The sequence below is a fragment of the Paenibacillus sp. FSL R7-0179 genome (genome assembly GCF_038002265.1).
Taxonomy (GTDB): domain Bacteria; phylum Bacillota; class Bacilli; order Paenibacillales; family Paenibacillaceae; genus Paenibacillus_AQ.
In genome coordinates this window covers 2,582,572-2,600,712 of sequence record NZ_JBBOCC010000001.1, presented here as the reverse complement: position 1 = coordinate 2,600,712, position 18,141 = coordinate 2,582,572, and the positions used below count along the sequence as shown (strand labels likewise).

The window sequence follows — 18,141 nt, the reverse complement described above, 5'->3', positions numbered from 1 at the left end:
ACATGCGATTCTGCCCTGCATAAGCTTCTCCTGAGCCCACACTATTTCCTGTCTCACCCTTACCCCTTATTCCTTTACATCCGCCAAAATCTTCTCCGCACCTCTAGCCACCAGCTTACGCGCAACCTCCGCACCCAGCTCCACCGGATCATTGCCGGTGCAGGTCTCCTTCAGAATAACCGTACCGTCCGGTGTCCCGACCATTCCGGTTAACGTTATAGACGGCCTCGCAGCTTCGCCTTCCGGCTCAAGGATCGCGTAAGCGCCAATCGGTACCTGGCAGCCGCCGTTCAGAGCGCCCAGGAAGGTACGCTCCGCCGTCACCGTAAGCGCCGTGCGCTCATCGTTATACAGCGCCAGCAGCCTGCGCAGCTCCTCATCGTCCTCACGGCACTCAATACCCAGTGCTCCCTGGCCTACAGCGGGCAGGCAGACCTCAGGCGGCAGATATGCCGTAATCCGGTCCTGCCACCCCATACGCGACAGCCCCGCCGCTGCCAGCAGAATCGCGTCATATTCGCCGCTCTCCAGCTTCTTCAGCCGCGAATCAATATTGCCGCGTACCGGCTCAATGAGCAGATCCGGCCTTAGCGCAGCCAGTTGGCTGGAGCGCCGCAGACTGCTGGTGCCTACTCGAGCACCTTGCGGCAGACCCTCAAGTCCTGCGCCGCTGCCCGAGATCAGAACGTCGCGCGGATCTTCCCGCTTCGGCACCGCACCATTCATCAAGCCTTCCGGCAATTCGGAAGGCATATCCTTCATACTATGTACTGCCATATCAATGTCCTTCGCCAGCATCGCCTGTTCAATCTCCTTGACGAACAAGCCTTTGCCGCCCACCTTGGACAGGGTCACATCGAGAATCCGGTCACCCTTGGTCACGATCTTATGCACCTCAAAAGTAAAATTAAACCCATGCTCCGCGCTAAGCCGCTCCAGGTCAGCAATCACATGCCCCGTCTGCGTCAGAGCCAGCGCACTTTGTCTGCTGCCCACGATAATCTTCCGCATGCCCATTCCCCCTGTTCAAGTCAGTCCCTTATTCCAGCCCCAGCCGTACAACTTTACCCTGGATTTGCTCGCTTGAGCCACTTTCGCTAAATTCAAGGGTATTTATACTCTTCATTTGCTCGCTTGAGCCACTTTCGCTAAATTCAAGGGTATTTATACTCTTCATTTGCTCGCTTGAGCCACTTTCGCTAAATTCAAGGGTATTTATACTCTTCATTTGCTCGCTTGAGCCACTTTCGCTAAATTCAAGGGTATTTATACTCTTCATTTGCTCGACTCGGCCGCCCAGTCACTTCCGCCGCCTATTCCACCCGGTTGCGCGCCACCCAAGCTTCAATCTCCTCGGGCGTCCACGGTATAAAGGTTCCCTGCCGCAGCTCATTCAACACATCCAGCTTCCCCAGCCGCCGCAAGAGCCGCGCCCGGGTCTCTGCCGCTGGCTCCAGCTGCTTAATCGCCGTCCGCAGCTCATGCAGGAAATCCAGATACGGCTCGTATTCCTCGCCGAGCAGCCCCGCAATCTGCTGCGTAATCTCCGCAGCCGCAGACGGTCCCGCCCCGGAGGTCGAGACCGTAACCGTCAAGCGCCCGCGGCGGAGCACGCCGGGCGTAATGAACGTGCCCGCCTCCGCATGGCTGGCCACATTAACAGGCAGCCCCAGCTGCCGGGCTTCCGCAGCAACAGCCTCGTTCACCGCCCAGTTATCGCTGGCGGCATAGACCAGAACAGCTCCCTGGAGATCCCCGGGAGCATAGGGGCGGCTGATCCATTCCAGCCGCCCCTCATCAGCCAGCGTCCCGCTGAGCGAGGGGCTGATCACCACCAGCTCCGCGCCCGCTTCCAGCAGAGGAGCCGCCTTGCGCATAGCCACCGCCCCGCCGCCAACGATCACCACCCGCCGCCCTTCCACATCCAGCATAATCGGCAGATACTTTTTCATCACACTCACTCCAGCTCCCCAGCACTTCCAACTCACTCTCATCCTACGTCCATCCGCAAGCTACTCTCCAGCCCGATCACACTCACTCCAGCTCCCAGCAGTCCCAACCCGCTCTCATCCATCTTCCTTCCCACTGGCAAGCTACTCTCCATCACGCTTCACTCCCCGCCCCAGCCATGGAACTCCGACCAGGAATTCAGCAGGAAGTTAAGAATAATGAAGCCGTACCCGGCAATCGCCCAGCGGGCCATGACTGTACCGCTTCGGCGGCCGGAGAACTTCAGCACAAGATATACAATGTAGACGCCAAGGCCCGTAAGCGTAGTCAGGACCTTCGTATCCTGAAACAGCGGCGTCCGCCCTTCCGCAACAATCGACAGACCCGCCAGAATCAGCGAGGCCAGCAGCAGCGGAACTCCGGCCAGGATCGCCGTGTAGGAATATTTGTCCATCGTCTCCAGGCTGGGCAGCCTGCGGACGCGGTCATCCCACTTCTTATTCTTCAGCTTCGTATGCAGGAATAGATACATTATCGCAAATACCGTCCCCAGTGTCAGTGCGGCAAAGCTCAGATTCGCCAAAATCACATGCATTGCCAGCCACCCGTGCACCGCACTCCAGCTCTGCAGCGTATGATCCTCAGCCGTCAGCCATACCCGGTTCAGCAGGAATACGCTGAAGCCCGCCATGCTGAGCAGCAGCACCGTGAACTCACCGCCGCGAGTATACGTCACTGCGAACGAGGTAACCACCATGCTGAAGGAGAACCAGAACAGGAAATCGTAAGGTGTGAAAATCGGCAATCCGCCCTCCTGGGAGAAGCGGATCGCAAGTCCGGTCAGCTGCAGCAGGCCCACAACAGCAAGAAGCCCTGTGCCCAGCCGCTTTCCGCCCGGATTACGCCGAAGGCAATCCGAGAAAACAAACAGCAGGCTCAGGGCATATAGCAGCAGAGCGGCATCATATATTCCGTTCAGCAGTAGCATGCGGCTCACCCGCCCAGCAGACCGGCTGGGGTAAGCACCGCTCCCGGCATACGGATCTCTCCGCCGGAGGGCCGTTCAGCAGCGCTGCGCTGAAGCGGTTCAACACTTTCACCGGCCGGACCTGCATCCAGCTGCTCCTGCAGGGCGAAGATTTGAGTGAAATACTCCAGCGCTTCATTGCCCTGCTTGCCGCCGGACATCTCCTTGATTACGTTGATCGGATCATGCATCATCTGGTTGACGATGCTCTTGGTCAGCCGGCGGATCACCTTGCGCTGATGCTCATCCAGCTCAGGCAGCTTGTTGAACAGGCTATCCATCGTTTCTTCATATATTCCATTCGATTTGTCCTGCAGCGCACGGATTACCGGTCTGACGCCCAGCGTCTTCAGCCATTGCTGGAAATCCGCCATTTCGCCTTCAATCATAACCTCGATCTTGGCAGCTTCACTGCGGCGCATCTCCAGGTTGCTCTCCACAATGCCTTCCAGATCGTCGATATCATAGAGGAATACATCCGGCACACTGGCAGCAGCAGGGTCAATATCGCGCGGTACCGCAATGTCGATCATGAACAGCGGCCGTGAAGGGCGGCGCTTCATGCCCTCGGCTACCTGGGCAGCCGTCAGCACATAGCCGTCCGCACCCGTGGAGCTGATCACAATATCCACTTCATCCAGACATTTCAGCGCCTCTTCAATTGTGCTGGGCTTCCCCGAGAATTTCTCGGCCAGCTCGATGGCACGGGACAAGGTACGGTTGGCGACAATTACTTCCGCCGCGCCGCTGCTGTACAGATGCTTGACCGTCAGCTCGCTCATTTTGCCGGCGCCTAGAATGAGCACTCTTTTGCCGGTGAACATGCCGAAGATCCGCTTCCCCAGCTCCACAGCCGCATAGCTGACCGACACTGCACTCTCGCCAATCGAGGTCTCACTATGCGCACGCTTGCCGAGCGTCACCGCCTGCTTGAACAGCCGGTTGAACCAGGTTCCGGTAACCCCTTCCGCCTGAGCCGTCAGGAAGGCGCTGCGCACCTGACCCAGAATCTGTGTCTCGCCAATCACCATGGAATCCAGACCGCAGGTGACACGCATCAGATGGGCAATCGCCTGCTCGTCTTCATATATATACATATGTTGCGTAAATACATCACTTCTTACTCCGAACCACTGCTCCATGAAGCTGCGGATGAAATATCCGCACATATGAAGGCGGTCCACGACCACATAAATTTCCGTCCGGTTACAGGTGGCGACAACGACCCCTTCCAGAACGCTCTTCGTCTGCAGCAGCTGATGAAGCGCGGCAGGCAGATCCTTGTCAGCAAAAGCGAACTGTTCCCTCACCTCTACGGGAGCCGTACGGTAATTCAGGCCAACGACGACAATATGCATCGCTTGTTCACCATCCTAATCTATATTCATTGGTGTAGGCGCTGTTACTGCTTATCAGCTAATAATAGAATTAATTTCACAAGATCTCAAAACGCTGTGTTAAGTATATCACATCAAAATACGGCTTTTAACAAAACCTTTGAACTATTTATGAATTGCAGATAATAATTATTATAAATAAGCGCATAAGTAAATAAATATAACATATTGATGAAATATTGACACACTTTATTGCGGATGATAGCATATAACAAATGATCCGAGTTAACTTTTATGACATATGTAGCAAAAACGATCTGATTATCTGTTCCCAAGTTAACATCGCGTTAGTTATGTCCTTTCAAACCTCTCTTGTATAAGCCCGTTAATCCGGAATGGGCGTATCTACAGGCAACCGTAAATTGCCCCAGGCTACAAGAGGCCAGACCCCTGCTGGATAAATCAGTGTGAGCTTACGGGTGAAACCGGGCTTTTCTCTGCTGATGTATCCTGCTTTGGACTGCGCCTCCTTTAGCCTGGGTTTTTTTGCATCCATTATATATAGAAGGAGTGAGGGCAAATGAGTGCATCCTACGCAAGCTTAAGTGAATCAATCCGTAAGGCCAGAAATGTGAGGATCTATAAGAACAAGGACACCGCCTATGACTTCAAGCTCTACCCCTTCGGAGAACGCGGTACGTATATCGCCCCCGAGCTGATCCGTGAAATCACTCACAAGCTGGCGGATGCGGTAACGGAGCAATTTCCCGATTTTGATTACATTGTCTCCCCTGAACCCGGCGGTCATACCTGGGGGATGCTGGCTGCGTACAAGCTGATGAAGCCGATGAATATTCTGCGCCTCAGCACTGAGCTGTATGAGAATTATGAGGTTAGTATCCGGCGCGAGACGGCGTATAATGAGAATTATATTTATTTTGACGGCTTCTCTTCCGGTGACCGCGTGCTGCTGCTGGATGATGTGATTAGTTCAGGCGCTACGATCCGCTGCATTGCTGCTCAATTGTCCGTGATGGGCGTTACACTTGCCGGAGTGCAGGCTATCTTAGCCAAAGGAGAGCATTACAAGCAGCTGGAAGCGGACATTGGAGTACCCGTCAGGTTCCTGTCCCAGGTATGAGTTGTCCAAAAAATCGCAGGGGAGTGACAAGCTATGGCTTATTATTATGAGCAGCCTTCAAGAACCTTCAGTGAGTTCCTGCTGGTGCCCAGCCTGACCACCAAAGATTGCATTCCCGGAAATGTGGATCTTAGCACACCGGTAACCAAATTCCGCCGGGGAGAGACTCCGGCATTGACCATGAACCTCCCTGTGACTTCAGCGGTCATGCAGGCGGTGTCCGACCATAACATGGCAATCGCGCTGGCCAAAAGCGGGGGCATCTCCTTCATCTATGGCTCCCAGTCTATCACGCAACAGGTCGAAATGGTCCGCCGGGTCAAAAAGTTCAAAGCCGGATTCGTCCTCAGCGACTCGAACCTGCGCCCGGAAGATACGCTTAAGGATGTGCTGGTGCTAAAGGAGCGCAGCGGCCACTCCACTATTGCCATCACAGACAACGGAGAACCGACAGGCAGACTGAAGGGCATCGTCACCAGCCGGGATTACCGCGAGAACCGCCTCCCTCCGGAGTGCCCGATTACAGAGTTCATGACCCCGCTTGCTTCGCTCATCTACGCCGAAGAAGGCATCACGCTGACAGAAGCGAACGACATGATCTGGGATCATAAGCTGAACTGCCTGCCGATTGTGAATGCCAGCGGCCATCTCGTCCATCTGGTCTTCCGCAAGGATTATGACAGCCATCAGGAGTATCCGCTGGAGCTGCATGACGATAACAAACAGCTCATCGTGGGTGCCGGAATCAATTCGCGGGATTATAAAGAGCGTGTACCGGCGCTGGTGGAGGCTGGAGCAGATATCCTGTGTATCGATTCCTCTGACGGATATTCGGAGTGGCAGGCAGAGACCATCCATTATATTAAGGAGACTTTCGGGGAAAGCGTGAAGGTCGGCGCGGGCAATGTTGTCGATAAGGAGGGCTTCCTGTATCTCGTGGAGGCGGGAGCTGATTTCATCAAAGTCGGTATAGGCGGCGGCTCCATCTGCATCACCCGCGAGCAAAAGGGCATCGGCCGGGGCCAGGCCTCCTCCGTCATCGAAGTGGCGGCGGCGCGCCAGGAATATTATGAGCAGACCGGCATCTATGTCCCCATCTGCTCTGACGGCGGAATTGTTTATGACTATCATATTGTGCTGGCGCTGGCGATGGGCGCGGACTTCGTGATGCTTGGGCGCTATTTTGCCAGATTCGATGAGAGTCCCGGACGCAAGCTGCTGGTCGGCGGGAACTTCGTGAAGGAATATTGGGGCGAGGGCTCCAGCCGGGCCCGCAACTGGCAGCGTTATGACTTCGGCAATGCTGATAAAGAGAGCAAGCTGGAATTCGAGGAGGGGGTGGATTCCTTTATCCCCTATGCCGGACGGCTGAAGGATAATCTTGATCTCAGCATCAGCAAAATCAAGTCCACCATGTGCAATTGCGGCGCGCTGACCATCCCGGAATTGCAGCAGAAGGCCAAAATCACCCTTGTCTCCTCGACAACGATCTTTGAAGGAGGCGCACATGATGTTATGCTTAAGGAAAAGGACAGATCATCTTCCTGATCCCATCCTGATCCATAAGGAGCGTCAACCATGAGCCAAATTACCAAAGTTCTCGTCAGCAAAGACCAGCTACAGCAGCGAGTACAGGAGCTGGGCGCTGAAATATCGCGCGACTACGAAGGCAAGGAGCTTGTGCTGATCGGTATTCTTAAGGGCGGCGCTGTATTCATGTCCGACCTGATGCGCGAGATTACTTTTCCGGTTGGCATTGATTATATGTCGGTCGCAAGCTACGGCGCCAGCTCCACCTCGTCCGGTGTCATCACGATCAAGAAGGATATCGACCTGGATATCCGCGGCAAGCATGTCTTGCTCGTCGAGGATCTGATTGACACCGGCCTGACGCTTCAGCATCTGAAGGAGCTGTTCGCCCTGCGCGAAGCTGCCAGCGTGCGGATCTGCACCATCCTCAGCAAGCCTTCCCGCCGTCTGGTCAATGTTCCGATTGATTACAGCGGGATTGATATCCCGGACGAATTCGTCGTCGGCTACGGTCTCGACTATGCCGAGCAATACCGTAATCTGCCGGAGGTCTGGATCATCAAGACTAACGAATAGGCAGCCACCGCGCAATGAAACACCCGCAGCCGGAGATCATCTCTCCACTTCTGCGGGTGTTGTCTTGTTTCTTAATTTTATAGCTAGTAGGTGCGGCTATCCTGGACATGAATATAATTTACGCCCTGCGCCGTCAATTTGGAGCCGCTTGTATCCACGACGCGGACCGCTTTTTTGCCTTTGCCGCTGAGCGAGAAGCTGATATTATTCGCCAGCTTGTTCTCAACAATCTGCTCAAGCGCACTGTGGAAGCCCCCGACCGTCACTCCCTCCAGGTTCTCCAGCACCGGTTCTTTGCCCTCTTCAATCGTCTTGAGAATTTGATAGATTAACGACTTGCTACCGTCCATCCTGTTCGCCTCCTGCATCTATTGTGAGCGTTTACAACACAACCGCCTTGCATGCAAGCTTTTCCATTATTATGTATATTCTCTTATTCGACAACGCAGAACGATTACCTCTTACCTGGAAATTACACTTTAATAAAAAGTTTCATCGATATGTCTCCCGTACATGCTGCTGACTCCGACGAGTCTGAACACTCCATTCACTTTGGCATAGGTGTAATGCTGATCCGGTTCATCCTTATACCTTACCTCCGCTTCATAATCGCCCGATTTCAGGCTATAGACTCCCCGGATCGCTTGAATATCCGCTTCGGGATATGCTCTGATATGAATCAGGTAGGCTTTGACCTCATCAGCGATTTGACTTCTTTTATAAGGTAATCCGGTTAGCGACAGGTAGATCCCACCTGCTACGACAACGAGTACCACAGCAGCAATTATCGTACCCCGGTTAGTAAGCCTCATGCCGATAACCTCCATTCATAAATATAGTTTTAGCTTAGAGTGATAATTACACATTTTTACATATGATAATTCATTTTACCACACCGGTGAATGCCGGCAAACAAATTGTATTCGGTTTTTCGCATACACTCGGCTACTCGCCTACTCTCCAGACTGAACGCAAAAAAGCACCCTTCAAGGTGCTTCCTGCCACTAGCCGCTTCTCCTGCCACTTTCCATCCTTATGCGTTCTGGCGGTATATGGGTGCGCCCAGCGGAGAGCTGCCGGCTCCGCCGTCGACGGCGATATCTGCGCCCTGGATGTACGACGAATCCTCGGAGGCCAGGAACAGCGCTACCTTGGCAATCTCCTCGGGTACACCCGCGCGGGCCAGAGGAATCGAAAGGGCCATGCCCGCCTCAATCTGCTTCCAGTTATCCATTGCCGATTCGCCCCAGATCGGAGTGCGCGTTACGCCAGGCGCGATGTTGTTGACGCGGATGCCCAGCGGGGACAGCTCGGAGGCCAGTACCTTGGTCATGCTGCTGACCGCTCCTTTGCTGGCGGCATAGGCAGAATTACCGGGTCTTCCGGCCTTGGCTAACACAGAGCCCGTCAGAATGACGGAGGCTCCGGCCTTTAGATGAGGCAGCGCAGCCTGGACGGTGAAGAACGTACCGGTCACATTGACCCGGAGCACTTCCTCGAAGGCGGCAAGCTCTGTACTGCCCAGCGGTGTAGAGCCGGCGATCCCTGCATTTGCATAGACCACATCCAGTCTGCCGAAGGCCTCTATCGCTGCATTCACAGCCTTCACCGCACTCTGCGGATCAGTAGCGTCCGCTTGAACAGCAACTGCATGCTCCGCGCCCAGCTCTTCTACCGCCGCATGCAGGGATACCGGATTGCGGCCGGTAATGACCACTCTGGCGCCCTCCGCCACAAACAACCTGGCACTTGCCAGCCCAATCCCGCTATTCCCTCCAGTAATCAAGGCAACCTTCCCGTCAAGCTTCCCCATCGTTACCACTCCTCATCGTTTTTATTTGAGACCGTACGTTCTAATATAATCAAAAAAATAATTTCTTTCGTATCCGCATCTTAGCATATTCGAGAACGATCAGTAAAGAATTATTTTTACCGGACGTTCTCGAATAGCATCAGCCATGCAAACAACAGAAAATATCCCGCAAGCCACAACAGTGCCCCTATTATGATGAAGATTCCGATGTACCCCGCCCAGCCTGGCGGTTTCTTAATGTACTTCAACAGAAGAAGCGATGCAACAACCAGAACCGCAGAGGGGATGCCTAATATCTGAAACATCAATATATTTATGACATCCAGGATGAACCCTTGGCTGAACCCTGGGTTCGTCAGCAGGACAAAGAGCGCCAACCCTACGATATTAGCGACGACAGCAATGATCCAGAGTATTCTAACGGGTCTAACCATGCTTCACCCCCTATGCTATCCCATTACCCGCTACTCACAAATATTACACCAATGCTAACGTCACTCTCCACAATACCTGTTCTGCTGCTGCACTACAGTAGAAACGACTTTGCCGTCCATTTAAAAGACGGTATCGTTTCAGCCGAACACATCGTATGGTGTTTTTCGCATACATTCAGGCCGGGGGCCTGCTTGCGAACACCGAATGTAATCGAAAAACCGATTACAATGAGACGGCGAGCGGCGCGTGTCCTATTACAACAAGCAAGACGGGCCCTCCCCCATAGGAGAAGACCCGTCTCGCCACTCATCTTCGCCACTCATTCTTGCCTTCGTCATTCATCATTACCTTAAGGACAACCTACCGCCCAGCCGTCTCAAAAGAAAACCGTGCTGTCCAGGTAGCGCCTGCATCCTTCGTCGCATAGAGGGTGGAGCTGTTCATATCCTTCACAGCCATCCAGCCCTGATTGGCATCGGTGAACGAGATCGTTCCTTCGAAGCCGGGAACGGTCTGCTGATTCTTCCAGCTCTGTCCGTTGTTCTTGGTGACCCCGATGCCCACCTGCTCCGCTGCCGGCTGGTAGCCTGCCAGGAAGGCAGTCTGCGTGCCGATCAGCACCATATTCCCGGGGGTGCCCGAAGCCGGGCCTTTCTTCGCTACGGCTGCTCCGCTGCCCGGAGCCGGACCGCCGCCTGCGGTCTCCTGGGCAATCACCCGCTTCCAGCTGCCGCCGGAATTAGAGCTGCCGTAGAGGGAATACGAGGTCTGCGACATGCCGACGCCGCCATACAGCAGCGCATACACCTGACTGCCCTTGGCGTAGATCTGTCCGTAATTCGCCTCAGGGGCGGAGGCACTAAGCACCTGCTTCCAGGCTGCTCCGCCGTTAGTTGTCTTCATTACCCGGTAGCCGCTGCCGGGAACGACCACCACAGCCCAGCCGTTATTCCGGCTGGTGAATTCCGCTCCGCGTGTGTTGGCAGGCGTCTTGATCAGACTCCAGCTCTCCCCGCCATCCTTCGTATAATATGTAGATGCGCGGTTGTAGCCGAAGCCCTGGCTCTTGTCCAGGAACTCTATACGTTCAAAGGCTACTGCCTGGTTCGACAGCCTTGTCCAGGTAGAGCCGCCGTCTGCCGTTCTTAACAGATATTTAGCCTGTCCGTCCTTAACCGCGGCAAGCGCCCAGCCGTGAACATTATCGGGGAAATCAATCTGCTGGAAGCTCCACTGTCCTTCATAGATCTTCTGGAAATGGCAGCCGCCGTCCGAGGTTCCGATCAGGAAGCCGTTCCCGGCTGCACGCCCGATATTCGCATTCAGAAACTCCACATCCGAGAAGGTAAGCGGAATGCTGTCCGATCCGCTGTGTGCCTTTTGCAAATCCTGAAGCAGTCCGTGATCTCCAGTCCCGCAAGCCGGTGCTGCGGCCGAAGCTGCTGCCGCCTGAACCGGGGAAGCCGCCGCTCCCCAGCCTGACAGGGTAAGCAGACCTGCGGTAAGAAGAGTTACGGTTATCTGCTGTAATCTGGTTGTTCTATTCATCGGTAACACCTCCTAAATATATATACCCTCTCTACAGAACGCTACTCCGAAGGTATATGATTATTGTAACCAGAGCTCCTGATTCACATGATACAATTGGAAACGGCTTTACCATCCTTTTATTCTATATTTTAAAAAGACCGCATTCCGTCACTAAAGCAACAGAATGCAGCCTATTCATTAGGTATAAAATATCTGTCCGCTACACCCTCACACTCTGGGTCAGAATGCAGTATTGCAGCGTAAGCTCCCGCTTCACAGATTTCAGTACAGCCTGCGGTGAGCTCTCCCATACGTACGTATCCTGCTTCAGATAATGGAGCACCGTCTTGCAGCTATGATCGAAGCTGTTCATTTGGCATGGATTATTCCGCTCCTCCAGATCCATACGCATCCGGGTAACCAGAATCATATAATCCTCAATCAGGGCATTCTTGGCCAGGGAGCCAGCCGTACCAGTCTCATCCCACTTATAGATGCCGCCTTCAATGGCTTCAGGAGAATCCTCCACCAGTACCAGTCGTGAATTCACTCCAAGCAGCCACTGTATCCGCTCACTGATCTCTGCATAATCCAACTTGAATCCATGACTATCACTCATAGCACTTCCCCCTCTTCAGACAGCGCTATTAACAATACACCCCCATCAGCCGAATGTATATAAGAAATGGTACAAAACTGTAACCAATTTTGCTGTTAAAATCTCCTATCCGTGTTTAATAATAAGTACAGAGGTTTACAAGCACACTGCATTCAAGGAGGAAGTGGACGGTATGATTAAACAGGATATTCAGCATGCACTTCTCTCCAATCTATGGCAGCGCGTGCATTTAATCAGCGGAGAAACGTACACCGGAATATGCCAGATCGACCACTCCGCAGATGCACTGCATATCGAAACGAATAAAGGGACCCTCACCGTCCCCTATTGGACGATCAAGCGATTCATCTAATCACATAACTACAACCCAAAAGACCTCACGGCCACATCAGCAGATGTGAAGCATGAGGTCTTTCTTGTATACTCATACAACCGGATTGGGTATCATAGTGCCGCCCCGGCAATGCTTCAGGTAATTCAGTGCATGGACCTGGCCTGTCATCTCCAGCTCGTCCCGGTAGACCGGATCATGCCAGCCTTCAATATCAATCGTGCCCTGATAGCCGCCCTGGCGGAGAATGGTGATGATATCCGTCCAGTTCGTATCCCCGAAGCCCGGCGTCCGGTCCCACACATAAGGCTTCGGACCATGAATTCCGTACTCCTTGACTATGTCCCAGGCAATCGTCGCGTCCTTGCCATGAACATGGAAGATCTTATCCACCCATTTGCGCAGCTGCGGAACCGGATCAATCAGCGCGGTCAGCTGGTGGGCAGGCTCCCATTCCAGACCAAGATTGTCTGCCGTCACAGCGTTGAACATTTTCTCCCAAGCTGTAGGGTTATGGGCAATATTCCAGTCCCCCTTCTGCCAGCTCCCGCCCATCGCACAGTTCTCAAAAGCAATCCGCAGACCCTTATCTGCCGCCCGCTTCGACAATTCCCCGAACACCTCGGCGAATCTCGGAAGCGATTCGTCAATCGACGAGCCGGGCAGCCGGCCGGTAAAGCCGCCGATAATGTCCGTCCCGAACAATTGCGCGTGCTCAATCAGCTGCTCCCAGCCTGCCAAGGTGGCCTCTGTCTCAGCCTCCGGCCCGCCGCCCAGCGGATTGCCGTAGATGCCGACAGCAGAGATGACGAAGTGATGCTCCGCCGCCAGCTCCCGGACCCGGACTGCAGTCTCCACCAGATCGATTCCGCCTGTCGTCTGCCAGAAATTCAGTTGAAAGGATTCGAAGCCATGCTCCACAATCTGCGGAATGACCTGGACGGCTTCACCGCCGCGTACAAGCGTCCCTATTCTCAGTGAATCTTGCATTGTTGTTGTCAACTCCAGTTGGTTTTATAGTCAGCGCCCTGCTGTTAACGGCTCTTAATCATCTTGCAAGAGCCCCGTTTGAGCAATACCGCATCATAGACAATGTGCTGATGGGAGGAATGTTTGGTAATCAGGTCGAACAGCACGCCCACACTGGACAGTGCCATTTCAGTGCCCGGCTGGCTGATCGTATCCAGCGCAGGATGATAGTACTCAGCCATCTCAATACCGTCGAAGCCGATGATGGAAATATCATCAGGGATGGATAAGCCTGCGGTAAGCACAGCTTTGGCCGCACCGATCGCAATCGTATCGGAGGCCGCAAAGATAGCGGTTACGGTTCTGTCGCGGTTAAGCAGTCTCCGTGCAGCATTGAAGCCTGAGCTTGGACTGTATTCACAGTCCTCTACAAATCCCGGATTATAAGGTATGTTATGTTCTTCCAGCGCCAGCTTGTAGCCAAGAAGGCGGCGGCTGCCCGTGGTGTCTTCCAGTAAGGGAGATTTGGCGAGAAAGCCGATGTTCCGGTGTCCAAGTGAAAGCAGATAAGAGGTTGCCTTATAGGCTTCCTTGGATTCATCGATCGTTACGCTTGAGAAGATGGACGGGTCCACCTCCTGTGAGGTGGTAATTGTTGTGAGTACGAATGGAACGGTTAATTGCTTGAACTTCTCTTCGGAGTGATTATAGGTACCGCCCATGAAAATAATCCCGCTGAGATTCTTCTCCTTCACCAGCTGAATGGCAGCGTTAATCTCATCGGTGCCGTCCTCTACCTGATGGATAAGAAACGGATATCCGCGCAGATTGACCTGACGTTCAATCTCCTTGATCATAATGGAGAAGAACGGGTTAGTAATCCCTTTTACCATAAGTGCAATATTTTTGGATTGGGTTGTTTTCAGATTTCGGGCATTGGAATTGGGAATATAGTTATATTCCTTGACGACACTCAGGACCTTCTCCCGGGTGGCATCACTCACCAGCCCCTTGTTATTGATCACTCTGGACACTGTTGAGATGCCGACACCGGATATCCTGGCGATATCCTTAATGTTTACGTCCACTCTACTCCCCCATTTACAGGTAAGGGAGCTATAAGATATAGCTCCCCTGTAACCTATACAATCTTTTAGTTAACAGGTGTAAATTCTGCCAATTGTTTCTCTACTTCGGCAATGACCTTGTCAACTCCTGCTTTTTTCAGCTGATCACGGTATTCTGCTACAGCCGTTTTTGGATCTTTGCTTGTTTTACCCAGCATGAGCTGAATACCAAGCTGTGCATTTACGTTCGAAATGGAAGCAATTTCGGTAGTTACATTAGCCGGGTCGAAGCTGAAGCCGTTGTACGGATCATCAATGGCTTCTTTATCCCATGCAGCGAACAGATCTTTACGGATCGGATTCTCAGTATCACTAGGAATGACGAACTTGTCGTTTCTGAGCGACCAAGCCGAGAAGCCGCCGCCGTCTGTCTTTTCATTGAAGCCTGGAGGCTGTTTCTTCACGCCGTCTTCAATGATGTAGTGCTTGCCTTCAATACCGTACTGCATCAGGTTGTAGTAGCTTTCATCGGTCATGAATTTCTCAATAACCATCAGAGAACGCTCTGGGTTAGAGGAGTTCGCGCTGATAACTGTCGAGTTATCTACACCCATCTTACGTTTGATTTTCTTATTGGCTTCAGCAAAAGTATAGAAGGCTGTAGGAGAGTCAGGCAGCGCCTTGATATCTCCGCCGTATTGGCCGATCCAGTCCTGGGCATGAGTCAGATAACCCGCAGAGTTCGCGGCTCTGAAGTTGTCTTTGCTGCCGAGGGAAGCGGACAGTACGTCTTTGCCCCAGTAGCCCTTGTCGCCCCACTCACGCATTTTCACAGCCCAATCCTCGAATTCCTGGGTGAAGGCCGGATGGAATACCGTCTTGTAATCCTCTGGGCTCTTAGTGACCAGGTTCAATTCATTCAGCGAGATACCAGGTGCATTCAGCCACATGCCTGTAGTATCTACGAGCATTCTGTACATGTTCTGTGCATCCTCAGCCTTACCGTTAATTGGCGGGAAGGATTCATTCGCAACCACGTTATCCATGTATTTAACCATATCATCAATGGATTTAATGTCAGTCATACCGTATTTCTTCAGCAGATCGGTACGGTAAGCATAACCGGCAGGCGTATATTCACTGAACAGACTCGGTACGCCGTAGATTTTGCCCTTCACCTTGGTGTTCTGCCAGGAGGATTCTGGAATCTCAGCCTTCAGCTTAGGCGCTACCTTGTCCAGCATGTCGGTAATGTCAGTCAGCGCACCTTCAGTTGCCAGGGTGTAGTAGGACACAGGAGCACCAGGAGAAGCATGCGACAGATCGAACGCCTCACCGGAAGCGAACAGCAGCGGATACTTCGTCGCTACGTCCGGCCAGTCAATATATTTGATTTCAAGGGTAGTATTCAGATCAGCCTTAAGCTTCTTGTTAATCTCAGCCAGAATGTCTTTATTGGTAACTCCCTCACTGCCCCACAGGTAATACGTCAGCTTCGCTTCCTTAGAAGTGTCTACGCCTCCGGAATTAGTGGAAGTAGATGGAGTATTCGACGAACCCGTATTTCCATTTGCATCATTGCTTGACGAACAAGCGGATAGCACTCCAGTAAGCATGAGGACAGCAGCTAGAGAAGAAGCAATCTTTTTACCTTTCATTCGGTAAGCCTCCCTTTTCTTTTCTATAATATGGATCTTGCATCTATAACAAACACCCTTCAGTTGAAGCAGGCGTCCATTAACCCTTAACAGCACCGATGGTAAGACCGGTTACGAAGTAACGCTGAATGAATGGATACAGGAGAATAATCGGGCCTGTGGCCAGCACGGCTGTAGCCATTTTAATCGATTGGGTCGGAAGATCGGCTGTATTAATGACCGCCCCCGAGTTGATGAGACTGCCCATATTGGCCTGATTGATCATGCGCTGCAGGAAGTACTGGAGCGGGAACTTGCTCTGAGTGTCCATATACAGCATTCCGTTATACCACTCATTCCAGAAGCCCAGTGCCGAGAACAGTCCGATCGTTGCCAGTGACGGAACCGCCAGCGGCATGAAGATCCGCCAGTAGATGCGGAAATCACCTGCGCCGTCAATCGTCGCTGATTCATACAGGGAATCCGGGATCGCCTTCATGAAGTTACGCATCAGGAAGATCGACCACGCCCCTACCACCGCCGGCAGGATCATAGCGAACAGGTTGTCCTTGAGATGCAGATGCTTAACCATCAAGATGTAAGTCGGAATCAGTCCTCCGCTGAACAAGGTGGTGAAATAGATCAGGAAGGAGAAGAAGTTACGGTATTTGAAATCCTTGCGGTTCAGGACAAATCCGGCCATGGACATCATGAACAGCCCGAGCGCCGTACCGACGACTGTGATAAAGATCGTTACCTGATAAGCATCCACCAGCTTGGAGGAGTTACTGAGCAACAATTCGTAAGCTTTGAAAGAAATCTCATTCGGAATCAGCTTGTACCCCTCGCGGACAATCTCCTGCTCATTCATGAAGGAGGAAGAGATCATCAGCGCAAAAGGAAACACACAGAACAGGGCAAACACGGAGATGCAAATGTAGCTGATCACCTTAATGAAAATGCTCCCTGAATCCTGTTTAATAGTATTACTTGCCATATTAACACCCCTGTTTCTCATCTTGTCTTAGAACAACGCGCTGTCCGGTTCAACCTTGCGCACAATAAAGTTGACGACAAGCACCAGAACCAGACCGAATAAGGATTGGTAGAAGCCTACAGCAGCACCCATGGAGAAGTTAAATTGTCCCACGAGCGACCGGAAGACATACGTATCTATAATATCCGTCTGCGGATACAGCACGGAGTTTGTTCCAATCAAATTGTAGAAGAGGTCGAAGGAGCCTTTGAGAATTCCGCCCATACCGAACAGGAGGAGCAGAATGAAGGTTGGCTTCAGAATCGGCAGAGTCATATAACGGATACGCTGCCAGGTAGTGGCGCCGTCCATATAGGCTGCTTCATAGAGATCATGGTTAATCCCCGTAATGGCTGCCAGATAGACAATCATACCGTAACCGGTACTTGCCCAGATCTTGAACGCGACAATGATGTATTTCCAGATTCCAGCATCGGAGTAGAACTCAATCTTGTCTAAGCCAGTACTGGCAAGCATCGTATTGATAAACCCGGAGTTGAAATTGAACAGGTTATACGCGAACACGCCGACGATAACCATCGAGATGAAGTTCGGAAGCAGAATAACCGACTGGGAGATCTTCTTGAACCACTTGCCTGCAATCTCCGACAGCATGATGGCAAATACAATCTGGATGATGTTACCCAGTGCAAGGAACACCAGATTGTAGAGCAAAGTATTCTTGGTGATATTCCAGAGGTCTCCGTTCTGAATCAGGAACTCGAAATTCTTGAGTCCGATAAAGTCACTGCCGAAGATCCCTTTGTTGAGCTTGTAATCTACGAATGCAACGTAAGCGCCAGGCATTACCGCGTAATGAAACACAGCAAAATACACAATGACAGGCAGCAGCATGAGATACAGCACTTTGTTCTTTAATAATTCCCGGACAACATTTCCGCCCGATTGTACAAATCTTGCCAATGAACCCACCTCCAAATTGAACAATGCATTCTACTGCAACTAATTAACCCTTTTCGTCCATATAGAAACGTTTCCATTATTTCTTTGTGTTTCCCCTTGCTCAGAGCATACTCCTTCCTTGTATACGCTGTCAAACATTTTTTATTTTTAAATAACAAGTAATAAAATTACATTTCATCGATCATAATAGATAAAAAGGCGTTTTTTTTATAGATAATT

At 52.1% G+C, this 18,141-nt stretch carries 20 protein-coding genes and 1 riboswitch; of the genes, 4 read left to right on the top strand and 16 right to left on the bottom strand.

What is annotated here, in order from left to right:
• Positions 1-66 precede the first annotated feature (66 nt).
• The 5 genes from hemC to hemA all read right to left on the bottom strand — a co-directional run bounded on the left by hemC (position 67) and on the right by hemA (position 4,335).
• Positions 67-1,011, bottom strand: a complete 945-nt coding sequence (hemC, locus tag MKX63_RS11570) for a hydroxymethylbilane synthase (RefSeq protein WP_341017189.1) — start codon at positions 1,009-1,011, stop codon at positions 67-69.
• 28 nt (positions 1,012-1,039) lie between these two features.
• Positions 1,040-1,279, bottom strand: coding sequence for a hypothetical protein (locus tag MKX63_RS11565; RefSeq protein ID WP_341017187.1), 240 nt, complete (start codon positions 1,277-1,279; stop codon positions 1,040-1,042).
• Between the two features lie 34 nt (positions 1,280-1,313).
• Positions 1,314-1,952 (bottom strand): precorrin-2 dehydrogenase/sirohydrochlorin ferrochelatase family protein, encoded by a 639-nt coding sequence (locus MKX63_RS11560; RefSeq protein ID WP_341017185.1) that lies wholly within the window; start codon positions 1,950-1,952, stop codon positions 1,314-1,316.
• A gap of 158 nt (positions 1,953-2,110) precedes the next feature.
• Complete coding sequence (ccsA, locus tag MKX63_RS11555) at positions 2,111-2,938, bottom strand: cytochrome c biogenesis protein CcsA (RefSeq protein WP_340950627.1); 828 nt, start codon at positions 2,936-2,938, stop codon at positions 2,111-2,113.
• 5 nt (positions 2,939-2,943) lie between these two features.
• Complete coding sequence (gene hemA / locus MKX63_RS11550; RefSeq protein ID WP_341017184.1) at positions 2,944-4,335, bottom strand: glutamyl-tRNA reductase; 1,392 nt, start codon at positions 4,333-4,335, stop codon at positions 2,944-2,946.
• A 331-nt stretch (positions 4,336-4,666) separates the two neighbouring features.
• Positions 4,667-4,769: riboswitch (purine riboswitch) on the top strand.
• A 125-nt stretch (positions 4,770-4,894) separates the two neighbouring features.
• Here hemA and MKX63_RS11545 point away from each other — a divergent pair.
• From MKX63_RS11545 to hpt, 3 genes are read left to right on the top strand one after another with little or no spacing between them, the layout of a single operon-like run.
• Positions 4,895-5,455, top strand: coding sequence for a phosphoribosyltransferase (locus MKX63_RS11545; protein ID WP_341017182.1), 561 nt, complete (start codon positions 4,895-4,897; stop codon positions 5,453-5,455).
• A gap of 33 nt (positions 5,456-5,488) precedes the next feature.
• On the top strand, positions 5,489-7,003 hold the full coding sequence (locus tag MKX63_RS11540) for an IMP dehydrogenase (RefSeq protein WP_341017181.1): 1,515 nt from the start codon (positions 5,489-5,491) through the stop codon (positions 7,001-7,003).
• Between the two features lie 30 nt (positions 7,004-7,033).
• Entirely contained in the window at positions 7,034-7,561 is a 528-nt protein-coding gene (gene hpt / locus MKX63_RS11535; protein WP_341017179.1) for a hypoxanthine phosphoribosyltransferase, read from the top strand.
• Positions 7,562-7,644: 83 nt separating this feature from the next.
• Here hpt and MKX63_RS11530 read toward each other — a convergent pair whose 3' ends face one another.
• The 6 genes from MKX63_RS11530 to MKX63_RS11505 form a co-directional block, all read right to left on the bottom strand.
• Positions 7,645-7,911, bottom strand: a complete 267-nt coding sequence (locus MKX63_RS11530; RefSeq protein WP_340752076.1) for a hypothetical protein — start codon at positions 7,909-7,911, stop codon at positions 7,645-7,647.
• A gap of 129 nt (positions 7,912-8,040) precedes the next feature.
• Positions 8,041-8,373 carry a DUF3139 domain-containing protein gene (locus tag MKX63_RS11525; protein ID WP_341017178.1) on the bottom strand — a complete coding sequence of 111 codons (333 nt, stop codon included), beginning with the start codon at positions 8,371-8,373 and terminating at the stop codon, positions 8,041-8,043.
• Positions 8,374-8,594: 221 nt separating this feature from the next.
• On the bottom strand, positions 8,595-9,374 hold the full coding sequence (locus MKX63_RS11520) for an SDR family NAD(P)-dependent oxidoreductase (protein ID WP_341017177.1): 780 nt from the start codon (positions 9,372-9,374) through the stop codon (positions 8,595-8,597).
• Between the two features lie 116 nt (positions 9,375-9,490).
• Positions 9,491-9,808, bottom strand: coding sequence for a hypothetical protein (locus tag MKX63_RS11515; protein WP_341017176.1), 318 nt, complete (start codon positions 9,806-9,808; stop codon positions 9,491-9,493).
• A 361-nt stretch (positions 9,809-10,169) separates the two neighbouring features.
• On the bottom strand, positions 10,170-11,357 hold the full coding sequence (locus MKX63_RS11510; RefSeq protein ID WP_341017175.1) for a hypothetical protein: 1,188 nt from the start codon (positions 11,355-11,357) through the stop codon (positions 10,170-10,172).
• A gap of 202 nt (positions 11,358-11,559) precedes the next feature.
• Complete coding sequence (locus tag MKX63_RS11505; RefSeq protein ID WP_341017173.1) at positions 11,560-11,958, bottom strand: hypothetical protein; 399 nt, start codon at positions 11,956-11,958, stop codon at positions 11,560-11,562.
• Between the two features lie 172 nt (positions 11,959-12,130).
• On the opposite strand from MKX63_RS11505, the gene MKX63_RS11500 reads away from it, so the two are divergent.
• On the top strand, positions 12,131-12,310 hold the full coding sequence (locus tag MKX63_RS11500) for a hypothetical protein (RefSeq protein ID WP_341017171.1): 180 nt from the start codon (positions 12,131-12,133) through the stop codon (positions 12,308-12,310).
• Positions 12,311-12,382: 72 nt separating this feature from the next.
• Here the strand turns inward: MKX63_RS11500 and MKX63_RS11495 are convergent, their stop codons facing one another.
• The 5 genes from MKX63_RS11495 to MKX63_RS11475 form a co-directional block, all read right to left on the bottom strand.
• Positions 12,383-13,279, bottom strand: a complete 897-nt coding sequence (locus MKX63_RS11495; RefSeq protein ID WP_341017169.1) for a sugar phosphate isomerase/epimerase family protein — start codon at positions 13,277-13,279, stop codon at positions 12,383-12,385.
• Between the two features lie 44 nt (positions 13,280-13,323).
• Positions 13,324-14,346, bottom strand: a complete 1,023-nt coding sequence (locus tag MKX63_RS11490; RefSeq protein ID WP_341017168.1) for a LacI family DNA-binding transcriptional regulator — start codon at positions 14,344-14,346, stop codon at positions 13,324-13,326.
• 65 nt (positions 14,347-14,411) lie between these two features.
• Positions 14,412-15,983, bottom strand: coding sequence for a DUF3502 domain-containing protein (locus MKX63_RS11485; RefSeq protein ID WP_341017167.1), 1,572 nt, complete (start codon positions 15,981-15,983; stop codon positions 14,412-14,414).
• Positions 15,984-16,062: 79 nt separating this feature from the next.
• Positions 16,063-16,959, bottom strand: coding sequence for a carbohydrate ABC transporter permease (locus MKX63_RS11480; RefSeq protein ID WP_341017166.1), 897 nt, complete (start codon positions 16,957-16,959; stop codon positions 16,063-16,065).
• Between the two features lie 27 nt (positions 16,960-16,986).
• On the bottom strand, positions 16,987-17,922 hold the full coding sequence (locus tag MKX63_RS11475; protein WP_341017164.1) for an ABC transporter permease: 936 nt from the start codon (positions 17,920-17,922) through the stop codon (positions 16,987-16,989).
• Positions 17,923-18,141 lie beyond the last annotated feature (219 nt).

Excerpts from the sequence above, each read along its gene's own strand:
- hemC (WP_341017189.1), bottom strand. The coding sequence starts at position 1,011 with ATGCGGAAGATTATCGTGGGCAGCAGACAAAGTGCGCTGGCTCTGACG.
- MKX63_RS11565 (WP_341017187.1), bottom strand. The coding sequence starts at position 1,279 with ATGAAGAGTATAAATACCCTTGAATTTAGCGAAAGTGGCTCAAGCGAG.
- MKX63_RS11560 (WP_341017185.1), bottom strand. The coding sequence starts at position 1,952 with ATGAAAAAGTATCTGCCGATTATGCTGGATGTGGAAGGGCGGCGGGTG.
- ccsA (WP_340950627.1), bottom strand. The coding sequence starts at position 2,938 with ATGCTACTGCTGAACGGAATATATGATGCCGCTCTGCTGCTATATGCC.
- hemA (WP_341017184.1), bottom strand. The coding sequence starts at position 4,335 with ATGCATATTGTCGTCGTTGGCCTGAATTACCGTACGGCTCCCGTAGAG.
- MKX63_RS11545 (WP_341017182.1), top strand. The coding sequence starts at position 4,895 with ATGAGTGCATCCTACGCAAGCTTAAGTGAATCAATCCGTAAGGCCAGA.
- MKX63_RS11540 (WP_341017181.1), top strand. The coding sequence starts at position 5,489 with ATGGCTTATTATTATGAGCAGCCTTCAAGAACCTTCAGTGAGTTCCTG.
- hpt (WP_341017179.1), top strand. The coding sequence starts at position 7,034 with ATGAGCCAAATTACCAAAGTTCTCGTCAGCAAAGACCAGCTACAGCAG.
- MKX63_RS11530 (WP_340752076.1), bottom strand. The coding sequence starts at position 7,911 with ATGGACGGTAGCAAGTCGTTAATCTATCAAATTCTCAAGACGATTGAA.
- MKX63_RS11525 (WP_341017178.1), bottom strand. The coding sequence starts at position 8,373 with ATGAGGCTTACTAACCGGGGTACGATAATTGCTGCTGTGGTACTCGTT.
- MKX63_RS11520 (WP_341017177.1), bottom strand. The coding sequence starts at position 9,374 with ATGGGGAAGCTTGACGGGAAGGTTGCCTTGATTACTGGAGGGAATAGC.
- MKX63_RS11515 (WP_341017176.1), bottom strand. The coding sequence starts at position 9,808 with ATGGTTAGACCCGTTAGAATACTCTGGATCATTGCTGTCGTCGCTAAT.
- MKX63_RS11510 (WP_341017175.1), bottom strand. The coding sequence starts at position 11,357 with ATGAATAGAACAACCAGATTACAGCAGATAACCGTAACTCTTCTTACC.
- MKX63_RS11505 (WP_341017173.1), bottom strand. The coding sequence starts at position 11,958 with ATGAGTGATAGTCATGGATTCAAGTTGGATTATGCAGAGATCAGTGAG.
- MKX63_RS11500 (WP_341017171.1), top strand. The coding sequence starts at position 12,131 with ATGATTAAACAGGATATTCAGCATGCACTTCTCTCCAATCTATGGCAG.
- MKX63_RS11495 (WP_341017169.1), bottom strand. The coding sequence starts at position 13,279 with ATGCAAGATTCACTGAGAATAGGGACGCTTGTACGCGGCGGTGAAGCC.
- MKX63_RS11485 (WP_341017167.1), bottom strand. The coding sequence starts at position 15,983 with ATGAAAGGTAAAAAGATTGCTTCTTCTCTAGCTGCTGTCCTCATGCTT.
- MKX63_RS11480 (WP_341017166.1), bottom strand. The coding sequence starts at position 16,959 with ATGGCAAGTAATACTATTAAACAGGATTCAGGGAGCATTTTCATTAAG.